Annotated in this window: 17 protein-coding genes and 1 tRNA gene; 6 read left to right on the forward strand and 12 right to left on the reverse strand. The window is 55.2% G+C overall.

Annotated features, from left to right (window positions below; genetic code table 11):
- Positions 1-209: 209 nt before the first annotated feature.
- The 11 genes from VJ369_RS14155 to VJ369_RS14205 form a co-directional block, all read right to left on the reverse strand.
- A tRNA-Ala gene (locus VJ369_RS14155) sits at positions 210-282 on the reverse strand.
- Positions 283-364: 82 nt separating this feature from the next.
- Complete coding sequence (rsfS, locus tag VJ369_RS14160; protein WP_105673914.1) at positions 365-733, reverse strand: ribosome silencing factor; 369 nt, start codon at positions 731-733, stop codon at positions 365-367.
- Positions 734-781: 48 nt separating this feature from the next.
- Entirely contained in the window at positions 782-2,344 is a 1,563-nt protein-coding gene (locus VJ369_RS14165) for a hypothetical protein (protein ID WP_324092718.1), read from the reverse strand.
- Positions 2,345-2,426: 82 nt separating this feature from the next.
- Positions 2,427-3,032, reverse strand: coding sequence for a nicotinate-nucleotide adenylyltransferase (nadD, locus tag VJ369_RS14170; RefSeq protein ID WP_105673910.1), 606 nt, complete (start codon positions 3,030-3,032; stop codon positions 2,427-2,429).
- A 2-nt stretch (positions 3,033-3,034) separates the two neighbouring features.
- Entirely contained in the window at positions 3,035-3,229 is a 195-nt protein-coding gene (locus VJ369_RS14175) for a hypothetical protein (RefSeq protein WP_324092719.1), read from the reverse strand.
- A gap of 121 nt (positions 3,230-3,350) precedes the next feature.
- The gene (locus VJ369_RS14180) at positions 3,351-4,646 is read right to left on the reverse strand and encodes a glutamate-5-semialdehyde dehydrogenase (RefSeq protein ID WP_324092720.1); all 1,296 of its coding nucleotides are present in this window, start codon (positions 4,644-4,646) and stop codon (positions 3,351-3,353) included.
- A 10-nt stretch (positions 4,647-4,656) separates the two neighbouring features.
- Positions 4,657-5,814 (reverse strand): glutamate 5-kinase, encoded by a 1,158-nt coding sequence (gene proB / locus VJ369_RS14185; protein ID WP_105673904.1) that lies wholly within the window; start codon positions 5,812-5,814, stop codon positions 4,657-4,659.
- 2 nt (positions 5,815-5,816) lie between these two features.
- Entirely contained in the window at positions 5,817-7,400 is a 1,584-nt protein-coding gene (obgE, locus tag VJ369_RS14190; protein WP_324092721.1) for a GTPase ObgE, read from the reverse strand.
- A 126-nt stretch (positions 7,401-7,526) separates the two neighbouring features.
- On the reverse strand, positions 7,527-7,781 hold the full coding sequence (gene rpmA, locus VJ369_RS14195; protein WP_096254657.1) for a 50S ribosomal protein L27: 255 nt from the start codon (positions 7,779-7,781) through the stop codon (positions 7,527-7,529).
- Positions 7,782-7,831: 50 nt separating this feature from the next.
- On the reverse strand, positions 7,832-8,140 hold the full coding sequence (gene rplU, locus VJ369_RS14200) for a 50S ribosomal protein L21 (RefSeq protein WP_096254656.1): 309 nt from the start codon (positions 8,138-8,140) through the stop codon (positions 7,832-7,834).
- A gap of 231 nt (positions 8,141-8,371) precedes the next feature.
- On the reverse strand, positions 8,372-11,410 hold the full coding sequence (locus VJ369_RS14205; protein WP_324092722.1) for an Rne/Rng family ribonuclease: 3,039 nt from the start codon (positions 11,408-11,410) through the stop codon (positions 8,372-8,374).
- A gap of 496 nt (positions 11,411-11,906) precedes the next feature.
- On the opposite strand from VJ369_RS14205, the gene VJ369_RS14210 reads away from it, so the two are divergent.
- From VJ369_RS14210 to VJ369_RS19200, 6 genes are all read left to right on the forward strand, one after another.
- Positions 11,907-12,527, forward strand: a complete 621-nt coding sequence (locus VJ369_RS14210; protein WP_324092723.1) for a vitamin K epoxide reductase family protein — start codon at positions 11,907-11,909, stop codon at positions 12,525-12,527.
- 22 nt (positions 12,528-12,549) lie between these two features.
- On the forward strand, positions 12,550-12,915 hold the full coding sequence (locus tag VJ369_RS14215; RefSeq protein ID WP_324092724.1) for a DUF2809 domain-containing protein: 366 nt from the start codon (positions 12,550-12,552) through the stop codon (positions 12,913-12,915).
- Positions 12,916-13,062: 147 nt separating this feature from the next.
- Positions 13,063-13,647, forward strand: coding sequence for a GNAT family protein (locus VJ369_RS14220; protein ID WP_324092725.1), 585 nt, complete (start codon positions 13,063-13,065; stop codon positions 13,645-13,647).
- Positions 13,648-13,843: 196 nt separating this feature from the next.
- Positions 13,844-15,133 carry an AI-2E family transporter gene (locus tag VJ369_RS14225; RefSeq protein WP_324092726.1) on the forward strand — a complete coding sequence of 430 codons (1,290 nt, stop codon included), beginning with the start codon at positions 13,844-13,846 and terminating at the stop codon, positions 15,131-15,133.
- A gap of 75 nt (positions 15,134-15,208) precedes the next feature.
- Complete coding sequence (locus VJ369_RS14230) at positions 15,209-15,739, forward strand: GNAT family N-acetyltransferase (RefSeq protein ID WP_324092727.1); 531 nt, start codon at positions 15,209-15,211, stop codon at positions 15,737-15,739.
- A gap of 222 nt (positions 15,740-15,961) precedes the next feature.
- Complete coding sequence (locus VJ369_RS19200; RefSeq protein WP_414652662.1) at positions 15,962-16,213, forward strand: type II toxin-antitoxin system Phd/YefM family antitoxin; 252 nt, start codon at positions 15,962-15,964, stop codon at positions 16,211-16,213.
- Between the two features lie 200 nt (positions 16,214-16,413).
- Here the strand turns inward: VJ369_RS19200 and ndk are convergent, their stop codons facing one another.
- On the reverse strand, positions 16,414-16,830 hold the full coding sequence (gene ndk / locus VJ369_RS14235) for a nucleoside-diphosphate kinase (RefSeq protein WP_324092728.1): 417 nt from the start codon (positions 16,828-16,830) through the stop codon (positions 16,414-16,416).
- Between the last annotated feature and the right edge of the window lie 13 nt (positions 16,831-16,843).

The following is a 16,843-nucleotide window of genomic DNA, read 5'->3' on the forward strand; positions in this document are numbered from 1 at the left end:
GAAAGTGGTAATGATTATCGACACCGAAGAAGTCACCGTCGTCGAAGTCGCAACTGGAGAAATCCTCAGTCGGCATGTGATCAACGAAGAACGGAACTACTGGCCGGATAAACAGAAAACCCCTGGCCGTTGGCCAGGGGTTTTCTGATGAATATTTGTAAAGCGTGTCGCAACTCATCTGTAAACTATGTCGCGACTCTTCACATTTGTGGAGATAAGGGGATTCGAACCCCTGACCTTCTGCATGCCATGCAGACGCGCTACCAACTGCGCCATACCCCCAAAAGGATTGCTTCCTGATCAGGCAACTTACTAATCATAAGTGAGCGCTAATCAAGGAAGCAAATCCCATTTTCACTTAAGACTATTTGGCTTCTGCAGTGATTTCGATGACCGGGCAGTCCGACCACAGGCGGTCCAGCGCGTAGAAGACACGGTCTTCCTGGTGCTGAATGTGGACAACTACGTCACCGTAGTCCAGAAGTACCCAACGGCCCAAGCCGAATCCTTCGCGGCGTACCGGACGAAGGTCAAACTTTCCAAGGACCATTGCCTGGACCTCGTCAGCGATTGCGTTGACCTGTGGCTCAGAGCCACCGGAGACGATCAGGAACGCGTCAGTTACGCCCATACGTTCGGCGACATCAAGTGCCACAATGTCTTCTGCCAACTTGTCAGATGCGGCCTGCGCGGCCACCTGAACGAGGGCGATAGAGTCTGCGTGTGCTCCCATGAAGTGGGGTGTCTCCTTATAGAGGTATAGATCGAGAACTTAATTGTCCTACGAAGACAGCGAACTGATCAACATAACAATACCCGCAATGAGTGCGGCACCGCCCACGCTGAGTGCAGCGATCATCGCAATCAGCATGTTATTTGCACGCCGGACGCCATGAGTTTGAGCATCCAGTGGCTGCAGCCCTTGAGCATTAACCGCTTCGATACGTGGCATTTCCACATTCGCTTGCGGCGCCGAAGCTTGAGCAGTCGATTGATCACTTGAGCCATCGGTTTTTACTTGCGGCTTTGCCGCTGGCTTGACCGCTTGGGTAGTCGCAGGCTTAGGTGCGGGTACGGCTTGCGGCTTCGCCGGCGCCGGCGCTGGTTTAGCTGGTGAAACCGTTGAAGTTGGCTTGACCACCGGCTTAACAGTTTTCGGTGCAGGCTTTGGAGGCATCTTGCCGGCACTTGGCTTTTTGGATGCCTGCGAATTATGCTTCAGTTTGTCAGAGAGTTTCCCGCTGGAATCAAGATCCAGCGAGACGCTTTCGGTCTTAGGACCTTGCACGCCAGTCTTCGCGATGCGGTCTTCGACTTCGCGAATATTGCCCAGGGCGCCGGTAAAAGGATCGGAGAGCGGCTGCTCTTTACCCTTCTTTGCGTTCTCAATACGTAGTCGTTCACGCTCTGCAGCACGACGAGAAATGATTGCAGCACGAGCTGCCATTTCCCGCTGATGAGCTAGTACTTCGAGATCAATCTCACCATCATCTTCGTTCAAAAGATTCGGATCAACTGGAGTCTTGGGATCGTGGGAGCGTCGAGCGGCTAAGGCTTCTTCGACACTCATCACGGTGGTTTCCGGTGAATCGTCGGTTGACTTCGGTTTCGAAGCCGGCTTAGCGCCCTTGGGCTTCTGATTCGCCGAGTCAGGATTTTGGTCCGCCAGCGACTGCAAGCGAAGCTGACGTCGGGTTAATGGTTTTGGCTCTTCAGCTGGTTCCACTGTGGGTACGTTCGTGGTGAGCGCACCGACTTCTTCTTCAAGGCGACGGCGTTCGCGTAGTGCTTCGCGATCACGGGCACGACGCAGCGATGCGCGCTCCCCCATCGGCTTATCTGATGATTCGTCAGGCTTTGCAGCAGACTCAGTTTTTGGTGCAGAGGCAGGCTTCACGACGTTGTCAGCCGACTTTGCAACTGGCTTGGGAGCTGAAGGAGCAGACTTAGATTCGGTTGCCTGCTTGGGTGCAGAACCGGCCTTTGGAGCAATGACAGGCTTACCTGCTGGCTTCTTTGCTTCGTCGGCTAACTTGTCCGGTACGCCGGATGAGCTTTTCCCAACCGGAGCTTTTACCGGGGCAGGTTTCGCTGGCGCTTTCGCTGGAGGTGTCTTTGCCTCTGGTTTCGCCGGAGGCTTTGAAGCAGATGGAGCGGCAGTTTTCGGGTCAGCTGGGCTGGCACCTGCCGAAGGCTTAACATCCTTCTTTTCAGTTGCCTGCTGATCGGCTAGCTTCTTGGCTTCCTGCTCGGCCTTACTACTGGCCAGCATGGCTTCCATTTCAGCGCGCCGCTTTTCACGCAAAGCTCGCCGGCTTGAAGCCGGCTGCGTGTTATCGCTCATCCTGTTCTTCTCCCGACCGCGTAGACAAAATACCGTCACCCTTACCTAGAGATTATGCCGTGTTAGAGGTATCAATGTGAGGTTACGACTCGGTATAGAGCCCATATTTTGCAATGTACTGCACCACACCGTCCGGAACCAGGTACCAGACAGGCTTGCCTTGGCCTACTCGACCGCGACAATCTGTGGAGGAAATCGCCAAAGCTGGGATTTCTAATAATGAAACGTTCTCTTGGTGAAGTTCCGGAAGCACGTGCCCTGGTCTGCTCACACCGACAAAATGCGCCAAGTCCCAGACTTGATCTATGTCTTTCCAACTGGCGATACGACTCAACGCATCGGCACCGGTGATAAAGAACAGCTCCGCTTCAGGACGTTCGGCACGAAGATCGAGCAAGGTGTCGTGCGTATACGTTGCGCCTTCGCGGTCGATGTCCACTCGGCTCACCGTGAAACCCGGGTTCGAGGCCGTCGCAATGACCGTCATCAAGTAACGATGCTCGGCGGCAGAGACATCTCGTGTGGACTTCTGCCAAGGTTGTCCAGTAGGAACGAACACCACTTCATCCAGATCATATTCAGAGGCAACCTCGCTGGCTGCTACCAAGTGACCATTATGGATGGGATCAAAAGTACCGCCCATCACGCCGAGGCGCAATGGGCGGTTCTTGTCTTTTGGATCAGCCAAAGCTAGTGCTTGTCGCCGTGAACCTTGAACTGACGGTGAACATCTTCACCCTCAGCGTGATCCGCGTGACGCATGCCCACGTTGGTGTAGGAAACGGCGACCAGCAACAACACCATCAGCGTAACGAAGATGCCACCACCAATGATGATTGCCATGGTGTGCGGGTCCATGCCGGTGGATGCGGCTTCAGAAGCCATAATCAACGCGTTCAACTTATTTCTCCAAACGTTTTAACGAGACCGTATCTGTACGACAAACACTGGTCCGAAAAGTAACGGTACGATTCTTCTACATCCTACCGAAAACACAGAACATAAACTATTTACGAATATGCCCGTCGCCCTGAACGATCCATTTAGTTGTCGTCAGTTCGGACAAACCCATAGGACCGCGGGCGTGCATCTTTTGTGTGGAGATACCTACTTCGGCGCCTAAGCCCAGCTGTCCACCGTCGGTGAATCGAGTCGAAGCATTTACAATTACTGCGGCAGATTCAATCTCCGCAATAAATCTCTCGGACTCAGCCAGTGACGAAGTAATGATCGCTTCGGTATGCCCGGTGGAGTATTCGCGGATATGTTCCAGCGCCTCATCCATCGTGTCCACGAGCTTGACCGCGATATCCAAGTCTAAGTACTCATTACGCCAGTCATCTTCCCCGGCAGCAATAGTCTCAATTCCTGGCACCAAGGAGGCAACCCGTGCGTCGGTATGCAGCGTCACGCCAGCCTCAGCCAGTGCTCTCAATACCGCCGGTGCAGCCGGAGCATCTTTAGCGATAAGCAGGGTTTCTACCGTATTGCACACACTGGGACGGTGAGTCTTCGCGTTGAGCAGGATGTCGGTAGCCATTTCTTCATCGGCGCTTGCGCTCATGAAAATGTGCACATTGCCTTCGCCGGTTTCGATCACTGGGACCTTGGCCGTGGTCACTACACGCTGGATCAATTCCCGGCCACCACGTGGGATCAGCACATCGATTCGGCCACGTGCTGCCATCATCGCGTCGGCACCTTCGCGTCCGTATTCATCCACGGAGATCACCAGATCTCGTGGCAAGGAGACGGATTCCAAGGCGTTACGGATGTAGCTGACCAATGCGAGATTTGAGTTCAACGCGGCGGAGCCACCACGTAGCAATACCGCGTTGCCACTCTTGAGTGACAACCCTGCGATATCTACGGTCACGTTGGGACGCGCCTCGTAAATGGTGCCAATAACGCCCATTGGAACGTTGATCTGACGCATCCGCAAGCCGTTAGGGAGGGTCTCTCCACGCACTACACGACCAACCGGATCGGGTAGGCCAATAAGTTCTTCAAGGGCCGAGATCAGTCCGTCAATACGCTGGTCATCAAGCTTGAGTCGGTCAAGCATCGCAGCGCTCGTGCCGCGCTCCCGACCGTTTTCTAGGTCTTTGGCGTTTGCAGCCATAATTTGCTGACGGTGAGCATCGATGGTGTCAGCGATGGCGCGCAGCGCCTTATCTTTCCAATCACGGTTTGCTCGCGCAAGAGTTCGCGAGGCCCGCCGGGCTCGATCTGCCAGCTGGTTGACCGACGTGGCAACGTCGGTGGTGGATTCGGTCTTGGTATCGGCTGAATCTAGACTCATGTCTTCCATTCTATTGACCCACTTCCATCAAAGCCAGATCATCGATATGCACTACGGCCTTTTCGTAACCTTCGCCAAGCGATTCGGCGATCTCACTAGTGGTACGTCCCAGCATGTCTGGAAGTTCTTCAGAAGAATAATTTACTAAGCCTCGGCCAATAATGGTGCCTTCGGCATCACAGATCTCTACTGCGTCTCCGGCTTCGAACTCTCCGCGAATTGCGGTGATGCCTGCGGCAAGTAATGAGTTCGTTCCATCGGCGACAGCGCGGACCGCGCCGGCATCCAAGATAAGTCGGCCTTCGGCGGATGCCAGGTGAGCAAGCCATACGTCACGGGCCGAACGGCGCGTGTTGCGAGCCGCAAACCAGGTTCCCACGTCTTCGCCGGCCAACGCACGAGCAGCGTTATCGGTGCTCGTGACCAAGGTAGGAATACCGGCCGAGGAGCTCATGGTCGCGGCATCAACCTTGGTGATCATTCCGCCGGTACCCACACCCGCAGAACCTGGGGTGCCCAGATCCACCGTGTCGAGTTCATCGGGGTGACCCACATGCGAGATACGGCTTCCGCCGTCCTTTGGATGTGCGTCATAAACCGAGTCAACATCTGAAAATAGCAGCAACGCATCGGCCTTGATCAGGTGGGCTACCAGGGCGGCCAAACGATCATTGTCACCAAAACGGATTTCCCGGGTGGCTACGGCGTCATTTTCGTTGACGATCGGCAAGACGCCCAGATTCAGCAAGCGGGTCAGCGAACGCAGTGCGTTGGTGTAGGTGGTGCGGTGCATCAAATCATCGGCGGTCAGCAAGACCTGCCCGACGTTCAGGTTATATTTGGCAAATTCTTGGGTGTACTGCGCGAGCAGTAACCCCTGGCCAACGGCTGCTGCCGCCTGCTGGGTGGCAAGGTCTTTAGGACGCTTGTCCAATCCCAGCGGCGACAGTCCTGCGGCGATAGCGCCGGAGGAGACTAAAACGATTTGAGTGTCGTCGTGCACGGTTTGTGCGAGAGTGTCGGCCAGAAACTTCAGCCGCTCATGGGAGATTCCCCCGCTGACGGTTGTCAGCGAGCTGGATCCCACCTTGACTACTAGTCTTCGTGCTTGAGGTAGATCTCGAAGTGAGGAAATTGAAGATAATGTCTTGGTTGCTCGCACATTCATACTTAGTCTTCCTTTTCTGCTGCTCGATTCTTCGCAGCGCGTTCAGCGTTCTTAGCATGTACAGACTCGGTCCAGATGCCAGCGCGACGTTCAGCTTCAAGTTCCGCACGCGCCTCCGCTTTAGCGGCACGACGATCTTCATGCTCTGCGCGCTTCTGTTCACGAGTCTTACGGTTTCGGTCTTCTAGACGGATGTCTTCGCCACGGCGTGAGCCGAGCAATTCTGCACCGGCAGCCATGGTTGGCTCCCAGTCGAAGACCACCGAGTTTTCTTCGGAGCCAATCACGACGGCGTCGCCAGGCTTTGCACCGGCCCTAAACAACTGGTTTTCAACACCCAGCTTTGCTAGGCGGTCTGCCAGGTAGCCGACTGCTTCGTCATTACGGAAATCGGTCTGCACGATCCAGCGTTCAGGCTTTTCACCAATGACACGCCAGAGCGGTTCGTTGCTCACCTCTTCACGGCGAATAACAAATTCGGTCTTCTTTCCGGTGCGTTGACGCAGCATCGGAACTTCCACAACCGGGGTTTCTTCGACACGCTCGGAGCGTGCCTTCTCTACCAATTCAGCCATGGCGAAGGTCAAATCACGTAATCCATTACGTGCCAATGCCGAGATTTCAAAGACGCGGTAGCCACGTTTTTCGAGCTCTGGGCGCACAAACTCGGCCATGTCGGCACCGTCTGGCATGTCTACTTTGTTGAGCGCAACAAGTTTTGGACGTTCGGTCAGGGGAATAATATTGCCGTCGGTACCGGCGAAAGTCGAGTCGGCTTCGTAGGCCGCCAATTCGGCTTCGATGGTTTCCAAATCGCCAATAGGATCGCGATCCGACTCTAGGGAGCCGCAGTCAAGCACGTGCACAATAGCGGCACAGCGTTCAACGTGGCGAAGGAATTCGTGACCCAATCCCTTGCCTTCGGACGCACCGGGGATCAGCCCAGGGACATCGGCTACGGTGAAACGAATTTCGCCGGCCATAACTACGCCGAGGTTTGGCACCAGGGTGGTGAACGGGTAGTCAGCAATCTTCGGACGGGCAGCCGATACGGCGGCGATCAACGAAGACTTACCGGCCGAAGGGAAGCCAACCAGGGCAATATCCGCCACTGATTTCAGTTCCAGCACAATTTCTTGACTGGTACCTGGGGTACCAAGCAGGGCGAAGCCCGGAGCCTTACGCTTATCCGAAGCGATAGCCGCGTTGCCCAGACCACCCAGGCCGCCTACGGCAGCGCGGTATTCGTCACCGACCTTGACCAAGTCGGCAATGATGTCGCCATCCTTGGTTTTCACCACGGTGCCCGCTGGGACGCCAAGGATCAAGTCCTCACCCTGTTTGCCCGGGCGCAGATCGCCCTTACCTGGCTCGCCATTGGGAGCCTTACGGTGTGGCAGGTGATGGAAGTCCAGCAAGGTGGTGACCTGTGGGTCAACGCGCAAGAAGACGTTGCCACCATTGCCGCCTGCTGCACCGTCTGGTCCTCCGAGCGGTTTGAACTTCTCGCGCTTGATGGACACACAACCGTGGCCACCATTACCTGCGGTGACATCTAGAGTTACGCGATCAACGAATGCAGCCACGGGGCCATCTTCTCCTATAACGGGGTGCGAGCTTATGCTCGCTTAAAGTCTATCTATACGCACACAAGGGGCGGACCGAAATCGGCCCACCCCTTGTGCACTGAAATAATTGTCTGTTGCCTAAAGTTAGGCAGCAGTCACAATGTTCACTACGCGACGACCACGACGGGTGCCGAACTCGACTGCGCCAGCAGCCAGAGCGAACAGGGTGTCATCCTTGCCACGGCCTACGCCGGCGCCTGGGTGGAAGTGGGTGCCACGCTGGCGGACGATGATTTCGCCTGCCTTGACATCCTGGCCACCAAAGCGCTTTACGCCTAGGTACTGTGCGTTGGAATCGCGACCGTTGCGAGTGGAACTCGCACCTTTCTTATGTGCCATGCCTTTTAGCCTCTTTCGCTACAAAAATTGGTTATTACGATCAGCCCAAATTAGGCGATCGAGGTGACCTTGACCTTGGTCAGAGCGGCACGGAAGCCCTGGCGCTTCTTGTAACCGGTCTTGTTCTTGTACTTCTGGATAACAATCTTCTGGCCGCGGAGGTTTTCTACAACCTCAGCGGAAACCTTGACCTTAGCCAGGTCAGCAGCGGCGGAAGTTACCTTCTCGCCATCTACCAACAACAAGGCTGGAAGCTCAATGGAGCTACCTGGGGTAGCCCGAAGACGGTCTACGGTGATGAGGTCTCCAACGGAGACCTTTTCCTGGTGGCCGCCTGCGCGGACAATTGCGTACACCACGTGGGTACTCGCTTCTACTCGACGTTTATTGTCTTACCGGCGCAGAAATCAACCCGAACATCTGATAAATCAGATGCCTGAATCAGGGATCTCATGCGCTTGTGCCTTGACGCCGAGCGGATCAGAAATCCGTGATCTTGGCGTTTAGCACCGATCAACCAGATTACGCTAGTCAACACCACCGGGGCAAATAGAAACTGCCCCAGCGGGTGAAGCGTGATCAAGTTCATCTTATTTCAGTTCACGAACCGGAACTCCAACACCAAGCATTACCGGTTTCCCGGCAGCCTCGGCTGGCTTTACGTTTCGTGCACTGCTGGTATCCATCTGAACCACCGAACCGGTGGCAGCAGATACCTCGGCCACACTAACCTCTGCGTGCGCATCGCCCTGGACCGAGGTGGCCCGACGGCTGCGTCGCTTTGGTTTAGTGGAACTCTGTGGGGCCGCAGCGGCTGCTGCGGCGGCTGGAGCGGTTGAGGTGGCTTGCGCTACCTGCGCTCCCTGCGAGGCTGGCATTGCAAGCCCAGTCAGCATTGGCTGTCCGGACGAGCTGGGCGCAGCTACGGATTCACTCTGCGCGCGAGTAGCTCGGCGTGAGCCACGCTTGCGCGTATTCGGTTCTGGCTGCTTCTCGGCAACCGGAACGACAGAGGTTTCAGTTTCAGTTTCTGGAGCGGAAGCCTGAACTTCAGCATGTTCGGTTCCATGTCCTTGGTCCGCGTGGCCACGGCCGCGTGGACGCGATCGTGAACGGCGACGTGGCTTGCGTCCAGCTTCAAGGCCTTCCGGATCTTCCCCTTCAGCTCCGCCTGGAAGGGCGGCCTCCAAGGCCTCCAAAGTTACCGACTTCTCCTCGGAGGAAGCCTGTGCGGCTTCACCCTTAGTAACCGGGACGTTCGCTCCGCCAAACTTCAAACCAGCTTCGACAGGCTGCTCTAGGTGCGAAGCCGCGGCAATATTGGCTAACGCGTGCCGAGTAGCTTCGTTCTTCTCACCAGACTCAGATTCATGATGCTCGGTGCTCTGCTCTGCCGGCTTCACATCTTCACGTTCGTTGCCACGACGGCGACGACGCTCTGGACGCTGAGACGAAGACTTCTCCGGGAACTTCTTTGCGTGAGCTTCACCGGAAGAGTTGAAGGATTTGCGGTGCTCTACTGGCTCTTCATGAGTAATGAAGCCGCTACCGGCACATGCTTCGCATTCTTCACCGAAGACCTCCAGCAGACCTGTACCCATGCGCTTACGCGTCATCTGTACCAGTCCTAGGCTGGTCACCTCAGCTACCTGATGCTTAGTGCGGTCACGGCCGAGGCACTCGACCAAACGGCGCAACACCAGATCGCGGTTGGCTTCCAAAACCATGTCGATGAAGTCGATGACGATAATGCCACCAATGTCACGCAAGCGCAGCTGGCGGACGACTTCTTCGGCCGCCTCCAAGTTATTCTTGGTGACGGTTTCTTCCAGGTTTCCGCCGGAGCCAGTGAACTTGCCAGTATTCACGTCAATAACTGTCATGGCCTCGGTACGATCAATAACCAACGAACCGCCCGATGGCAAGAAGACCTTGCGATCCAACGCCTTGTTGATTTGTTCGTCAATGCGGAAATTGTTGAAGATATCTTCAGCCTGTTCCCACTTCTCCAAGCGGCTCATCAGATCCGGTGCCACGTACATGACGTAAGCCTCGATAGTGTCCCAAGCTTGTTCGCCGGAAACTATCAGCTTCGTGAAGTCTTCGTTGAAAACATCACGAACCACCTTGATGGTGAGGTCAGGCTCGGAGTACAGAAGCTCTGGAGCTAGAGTCTTGGTCGAGGAAGACTGCGCTTCGATACCTTCCCACTGAGCTCGCAGGCGGTTGATGTCGTTGGTCAGCTCCTCTTCGGATGCACCCTCGGCTGCGGTACGTACGATGACGCCAGCGTTTTCCGGCAGGTGATCCTTCAGGATCTTCTTCAGACGCTGACGTTCCACGTCTGGGAGCTTGCGGGAGATACCGGTCATTGAACCACCTGGCACATAAACCAGGTAACGGCCAGGCAGGGACACCTGACTGGTCAGACGTGCACCCTTGTGACCCACGGGATCTTTGGTGACCTGCACCAGCACCGAGTCTCCGGCCTTCAACGCATTTTCAATGCGCCGTGGCTGGCCTTCGAGTGCTGCCACATCCCAGTTCACTTCACCGGCATAAAGTACGGCGTTACGGCCGCGGCCAATATCCACGAATGCAGCTTCCATAGAAGGCAGCACATTCTGAACCTTGCCCAGGTAAACGTTGCCGATCAATGAATCCTGCTGGGTCTTGGAGACAAAATGCTCGGCAAGCACTCCGTCTTCCATCACACCGATCTGAATACGATCTTCGCGCTGTCGCACAATCATCTTGCGCTCTACCGATTCACGACGAGCCAAGAACTCGGCTTCGGTAATCACCTGACGGCGACGACCGGTCTCACGTGATTCGCGGCGACGCTGACGTTTTGCTTCCAGACGGGTGGAACCACGCACCGAGGTCACCCGGTCCGATGCTGGAAGCTGCGACTCAACGCTGGCGCGCGGGGCACGGACACGGGTCACAGTATTTGGTGGATCATCCTGCGAACCACCCTCAACCTCAAGATCAACATCTCCCCGGCGGCGACGGCGACGGCGACGCGAAGTGACATCGTCGTCTTCGGTCTCTTCGCTGTGCTGCTGGCGTGGGGTTCGTGCCTTCACCGGGTTAGCGGTCTTAGCCACCGCATGCTGCACTACGGTGTGGGCTGCCTCTGGAATTGCGAACGGGTTCATGATCATGGTGCTGCCGTGCTCTGCAAGCAAGGCACCGGTGTGATCATCAGGCGAAACTTCGTTGGCCTCGGAACCCTTGATTGGTTCGGTGACTGCCGCTGCGAGCTTCGGGCCGGTTTCTTCCGGAGCCTGCTCAACTTCGATTTCGACCGGAGTCTCCTGCGGGACTAACTTCTCGTCGGATGCTGCGGCTGCTTGCTCGACCGCGTCACGAGCCACTTGCTGGCGACGTTCTGCTTGGCGGCTCAGGCGTTTGACCGAGTCAGGGGTGGAGACCTGTGTGCGGCGCGTGGCGCGCCAACGGAACGGGCTTTCCTCTACGCCGGCTGCGGCATTAAGTTCGGCCAAAGTTAGTGCACGTCGCAGTGGACGTGAGGGGGTGGTGGCTACAGTGGTACGGCGGGCTCGCGAACGATTGCCTCGCTTATTTGACTGCGCCCCTCCCTTTCGCTGATTTGATGCGCTCATTTAAATTCGCGTACTCCTAGTTTAAATTCCCGCTTCGGCGACCTCCACAGACGGTGCCTAGGCTGAAACAACATTCGTCACGTGTCTTACGGCCATTCTCGGAGAGTCGGCCAGACACAAAAGTCCTTGTGTGTTCCGCAGCTTGTTTCAAGCCGATTCATTTTACTGATCCGGCATGCACTTGCTGCGGCTCAACGTGGCCATTGAAAACCGGCTGCTTTCCTTTGCAGCCCTACGATCCGCGGTATTCCCTCGGGAGGCGCACGTAATGGGCACTCAACCGAAGCGATGCATCGCAAGACGATCTGTTGTTTCAAAAGTCTGTCGTCGGGTTGAAAGCAGACTGTGGATCCGCGAACAACCATTTCTATTCTCTCATATTTAGTTCATTACAAGTTCACAAACACATATATATTGCACAGAAAAGCTCCATAGTATGAGCTATGCAAGTTGCGCGTTGACCCGCATTCGACTGAACATATGGAATAGTCAAGATATGGTTTCATCACTTGAGAGTCCGCAGAACTCGGGCGTGTTGCCCTGGTGGGCAAAAGAGCGCGGCTATGGAGTATTCGCTGTAGTCACAGGAACGATCGCATGGATCGCTTCCGGCATTTTGGTTTTAGAACGCCTTGAGCTCTACAAGAATCCCGATTACGTCACCAGCTGTGATTTCAACCCATGGGTCTCCTGTGGCACGGTGATGAAGTCCAGCCAAGCGGCGCTCCTGGGTTTTCCCAACCCATTTCTCGGAATAGTGCTCTTTGGCGTGCTGATTACCATTGGGATGGCCTTGCTCGCAGGCGCCAAGTTCCAGCGTTGGTTCTGGATTGGCATCCAAACCGGTGTAACCATCGCCATGGTATTCATAATTTGGCTCTGGTCCCAGGCGCTTTATGAGATTAACGCTCTGTGCCCTTACTGCATGGTGGTTTGGGCGGTCATGATCCCCCTCTTCGTCTTCACCACCTCACACAACATTGTCCGAGGCATCATCCCAGGTTCGGCAGGGCTGAAAAAGTTCGTCACCGAATGGAGCTGGATTATCACTGCAATCCTCTGGGTCCTCGTTGCAGCCTCAATTGTCATGCGATTCCCGAATGCGTTCTTTGGCTAGTCCCAACCGGCGTCGGCTCGCAATGGGGATCAGTGCAGTGGCGCTGATCCCCATTGGTTTATTTCTGCGCTTTCAGCCCTGGGGCCTGATTTCGGATCTATCCGGGGGAATTCTCTACGCGAGTTTAATTTATGTTTTAGTGGCCTTCCTGGTCCCCACCAGCGCACGAGTTACCGTGGGATTATGGGCACTGGGATGGTGCGTAGCGGTGGAACTATTGCAATTAACCGCTTTCCCCAGCACCGCGGGCCACTTGTTCCCACCGGCACGGCTGGTTCTTGGGACCGGCTTTGCGGCAACTGATCTAGTGGCTTACCTCGTCGGTGCGCTTTCCGCGTTTCTCGTTGATTTGTTTTGGCAACGCCGAATCACCAATTCGCGCTATTAGCGAAAACCTTGAGGCACCAGCGCCCCGCGAATTGCCGCTTACTCCCCCGCATAATCAGGGAAGTTAATGCTTAGACCCCGCACCGCATCGACTGCTCACCATGAGCCAAATCACCCCAATCAAGTTCAAAGCGACTAGATTAGGGTCATGGGAAGCGACAATTGGAATACAGAAAATGCCCAAGATTATGGCATCAATCTACTGATCTCGGACACAATTAGGCTCCGCGAGCTACAGGACGATGACCTACCAATCCTGACCCAGTGGTGGAACAGTCCAGAATTCATGGCACTGCAAGGAAATATCGTGCTGCCACATCCCGGAATTGAAGCAGCCAGTCTTTTTAAAAGCTGGAGCCTGAACCGTGGAACCAAAGATGGCGTGGGTCTGTCCGTGACCCTGCCAGATGACACCCTGATTGGACATACGGCGCTTTATAACTTCAATGCTCCGGTACGTTCGGCTGAACTCATGCTGATGATTGGCGGTTCAAATGTCGGTCAGGGATACGGCACCGTCGCAACGAAAATGATTGTCGACTTTGGCTTCCGTGAAATGGGACTGAACCGAATAGGTTTAGGCATCTGGGCATACAACGAACGCGCATTGCGCACGTTCTCGCGTGCTGGTTTCCGCGAGGAAGGCCGCCACCGCCAGGCAGGATTCCACGATGGAGCATTCCATGACCGCATTCTGATGAGCTTGCTTGCCGAGGAGTATTTCGGGAACTAATTCCCCACTGGCTCGAACTAGCTCTCCCGGGGTGTTTGTCCACGTCTTCGTGGACAAACACCCCATTTTTCTGCTTAGGAGGATTGTAAACACAAAAGCCAGAGCTGAAATTAGCTTCTCTCGGCGTTGTGCTGGTTGCTAATCTACTCGTTAGCCTATTGTTGGAGCTAGTTAGTGTCAGTTACAAGGAGTACCCATGGATTTTCTCCGTAAACTTAAGTTGCCGCAGCGTCAGCCAAAAGCCGCTCCGTCAGCACCCCCCGAACCTCCGGTAGGTGAACTTCTCAGCGAGTCAGAAGTGGCTAAGCCCAACTTCACAGTGCCCGCGCTATGGACGGATATGCTCGGCCGTCTGGGTATTCGCAGCGCACAGCTGCTAATCGTCGGAACCTTAGCGGCGTTCTTTATTATTGGAATGTTGCGCCTCACGGTGATCGTTATCCCGACCCTGCTCGCGGTGATTATTTCTTGCGCGTTGTGGCCACTGGTACTGAAACTGCGCAAGGTCTTCTCCCCCTTGCTTTCCGCATGGATTGTCTTCCTCGGTTCGTTACTGGTACTGGGCGGAATTGGTACCGGCTTAGTCTTCTCGGTCATCAAAGAATGGCCCAAGCTTGTTGATCAGGCCGTCGAGGGCTTTAACCAGCTCAACGACATGGTCCAAGGTTTTATTGGCAACATGCCACTATCCATCGATCAGACGCAGATCGATAGTGTCGTAAATTCAGTCACCTCGTTCCTGACAAGTTCGCAGTTCGGAACTGGCGCGCTTAACACGCTCAGTGCAGCCGGTAGCTTCGTGACTGGTCTGGTCTTACTGCTGGTGATCCTGTTCTTCTTCCTGAAGGACGGCGACCGGATCTGGGCTTTTGCCGTCTCCTGGACGCCAAAGCACTACCGCAACAAGTGGATCCTTTCCGGAGACCGTGCTCTACGCACCTTCGGCGGATATATCCGCGGCACCGCAACAGTCGCCGCCGTAGATACCCTTGGTATCGCAGCGACGTTGTTGATCCTGCAAGTTCCATTGGCTCTGCCGCTGGCGGTTATTGTCTTCCTCGGTTCGTTCATTCCGATGGTAGGTGCCACCGTGGCAGGCATTCTGGCTACGCTGATCGCCTTGGTAACTAACGGTCCAGTCGTCGCATTGATCGTGCTGGCAGCGGTAATCATCGTCAACCAGCTGGAAGGCAACTTCCTTCAACCGGTGGTCATGGCCAACGCGCTGAACTTACATGCTCTCGTAGTCTTGATCGCTTTGGCGGCCGGCACCGTGCTGGCGGGCATTATCGGCGCCGTACTATCGGTGCCGCTGACGGCAGCAGCTTGGGCAGTGGTCAAGGTCTGGACGGATAGAGATAACTCGCATGCCGTTGATGATGCCAAGAAGGATATCGAGGCGAAGGTCAAACCAGAAGACCATAAGAAATCATTGGACGCCGAGGATTCTCGTCCCGAAGGCACCACACGAGGTGCCGAAAGTTAGAATTCGATAGTGCATTGTCTTGGCCTCACCGATTTTTGGTGGGGCCAAGACTTTTTTGTATTGAAAGGTGCAGAAATGGCTGGAGTAGAACGCGAAATCATCACCACGCATACAGCGGTGTCCCTGGGTAATTTTCTGCCCTCGGACTTTGCTGCGGTACATGAATATGCCACTGACCCGATGGTCTATCGATATGCCGAATGGGGCCCGAACACCGAAGCACAGACCCGGGAGTACTTACTGCAAGCCTGTACGCCGTCCGCGCAGACGCTAACTCTGGCAGTGCTCGTAGAAGGTCAGCTCATTGGAGCCGCGGCCGTGTGCACCACGGACGAGCAACACCGGTGTGGCGAACTTGGCTACAGCCTCAACCAGCGTTACTGGGGCCGCGGGTACGCTACCGAAGCGGCACAGCTGCTCCTTGAGCTGGGCTTTAGCGCCCTTGATCTGCAACGCCTCACTGCCACGTGCGCGCCGCAGAATACCGCCTCCCGCCGGGTCTTGGAAAAGGCTGGATTGAATTATGAGGGGCTGCTACGCGGGCACAAACTCATCAATTCTCGGCGCCGTGATTCATTGCTGTTCGCAAAGCTCAGAACTGATTAGAAGCGTCATCTGAAGACCAGCAACGTTGCACTTTCGTCTAGTGATGTGTTTAATGTGACTCAAGTGAAAGAAGCGGCTTTATGTGACAAGTGCGGCGCCTTGAGAATCATTGTCACAGCAGCAAGATCCGGTTTTTACTCAGATCAGATCTCAACGCAGGCCACGCTTGACTACACCAACGAAGTGCCTTTGGGCGCTCACTGCGATATTTAGGAGGTACTCATGCTGAATTTCAGCTATGAGGATGCACTAAAGAATTTTTCTAGTTTGGTCGACAATGTCGTGACCGAACATGCAGTTGTCTCTGTTTCCAGGTCCCCCAAAGAATCTGTCGTCATGCTCTCTAAAGATGACTACGATTCTATTCGCCAGTCTTCGGTACCGGCTTCGGCTCACACTTCATGGAGTTCATCTCCCACACCAAGCCCATCCTTTGTACCTCATTCACACAATTCTCTGGATGACTGGTTCTAAGTTTCAGCGGAACTCCTAGGCGTGTAGCCGGGTATTGAGTGTTTCCACTATTGCTCTTTCCTCAGCCGTCCAGCTGAGTATTTCTCTTCTGCTCGCGCTTGTTAGAACCGCTTAGCCCGTACTGGATATGAAAAATCCCTGTCCGCCTATGAGAGGCAGACAGGGTTTTTCGCTCTCATCAAAAAGCTGTACAGCGTGGTTTACTTGGCGAACCAGATGCCGATTTCACGTTCTGCAGACTCAACTGAATCCGAACCGTGAACCAGGTTCTGCTGAACCTTCAGGCCCCAGTCTCGTCCGAAGTCACCACGGATGGTGCCCGGAGCCGCGCTGGTTGGATCGGTAGTACCTGCAAGCGAGCGGAAACCGGGGATGACTCCCTGGCCTTCGGCGACAATCGCAACGACTGGGCCCGAGAGCATGAATTCCACCAGTGGCTCGTAGAATGGCTTGCCCTCGTGCTCGGCGTAGTGTTCTGCCAGCAGCTCGCGGGAAGCGTCCAGCTGCTGCAACTCGGCGATGGTGTAACCCTTCGCTTCAATGCGAGCGAGGATCTGGCCGGTTAGGCCGCGCTTCACACCATCTGGCTTGACGAGAATGAGAGTACGTTCGGTCATGTTTCTACCTCTT

Source organism: Glutamicibacter sp., assembly GCF_035257265.1.
GTDB lineage: Bacteria > Actinomycetota > Actinomycetes > Actinomycetales > Micrococcaceae > Glutamicibacter.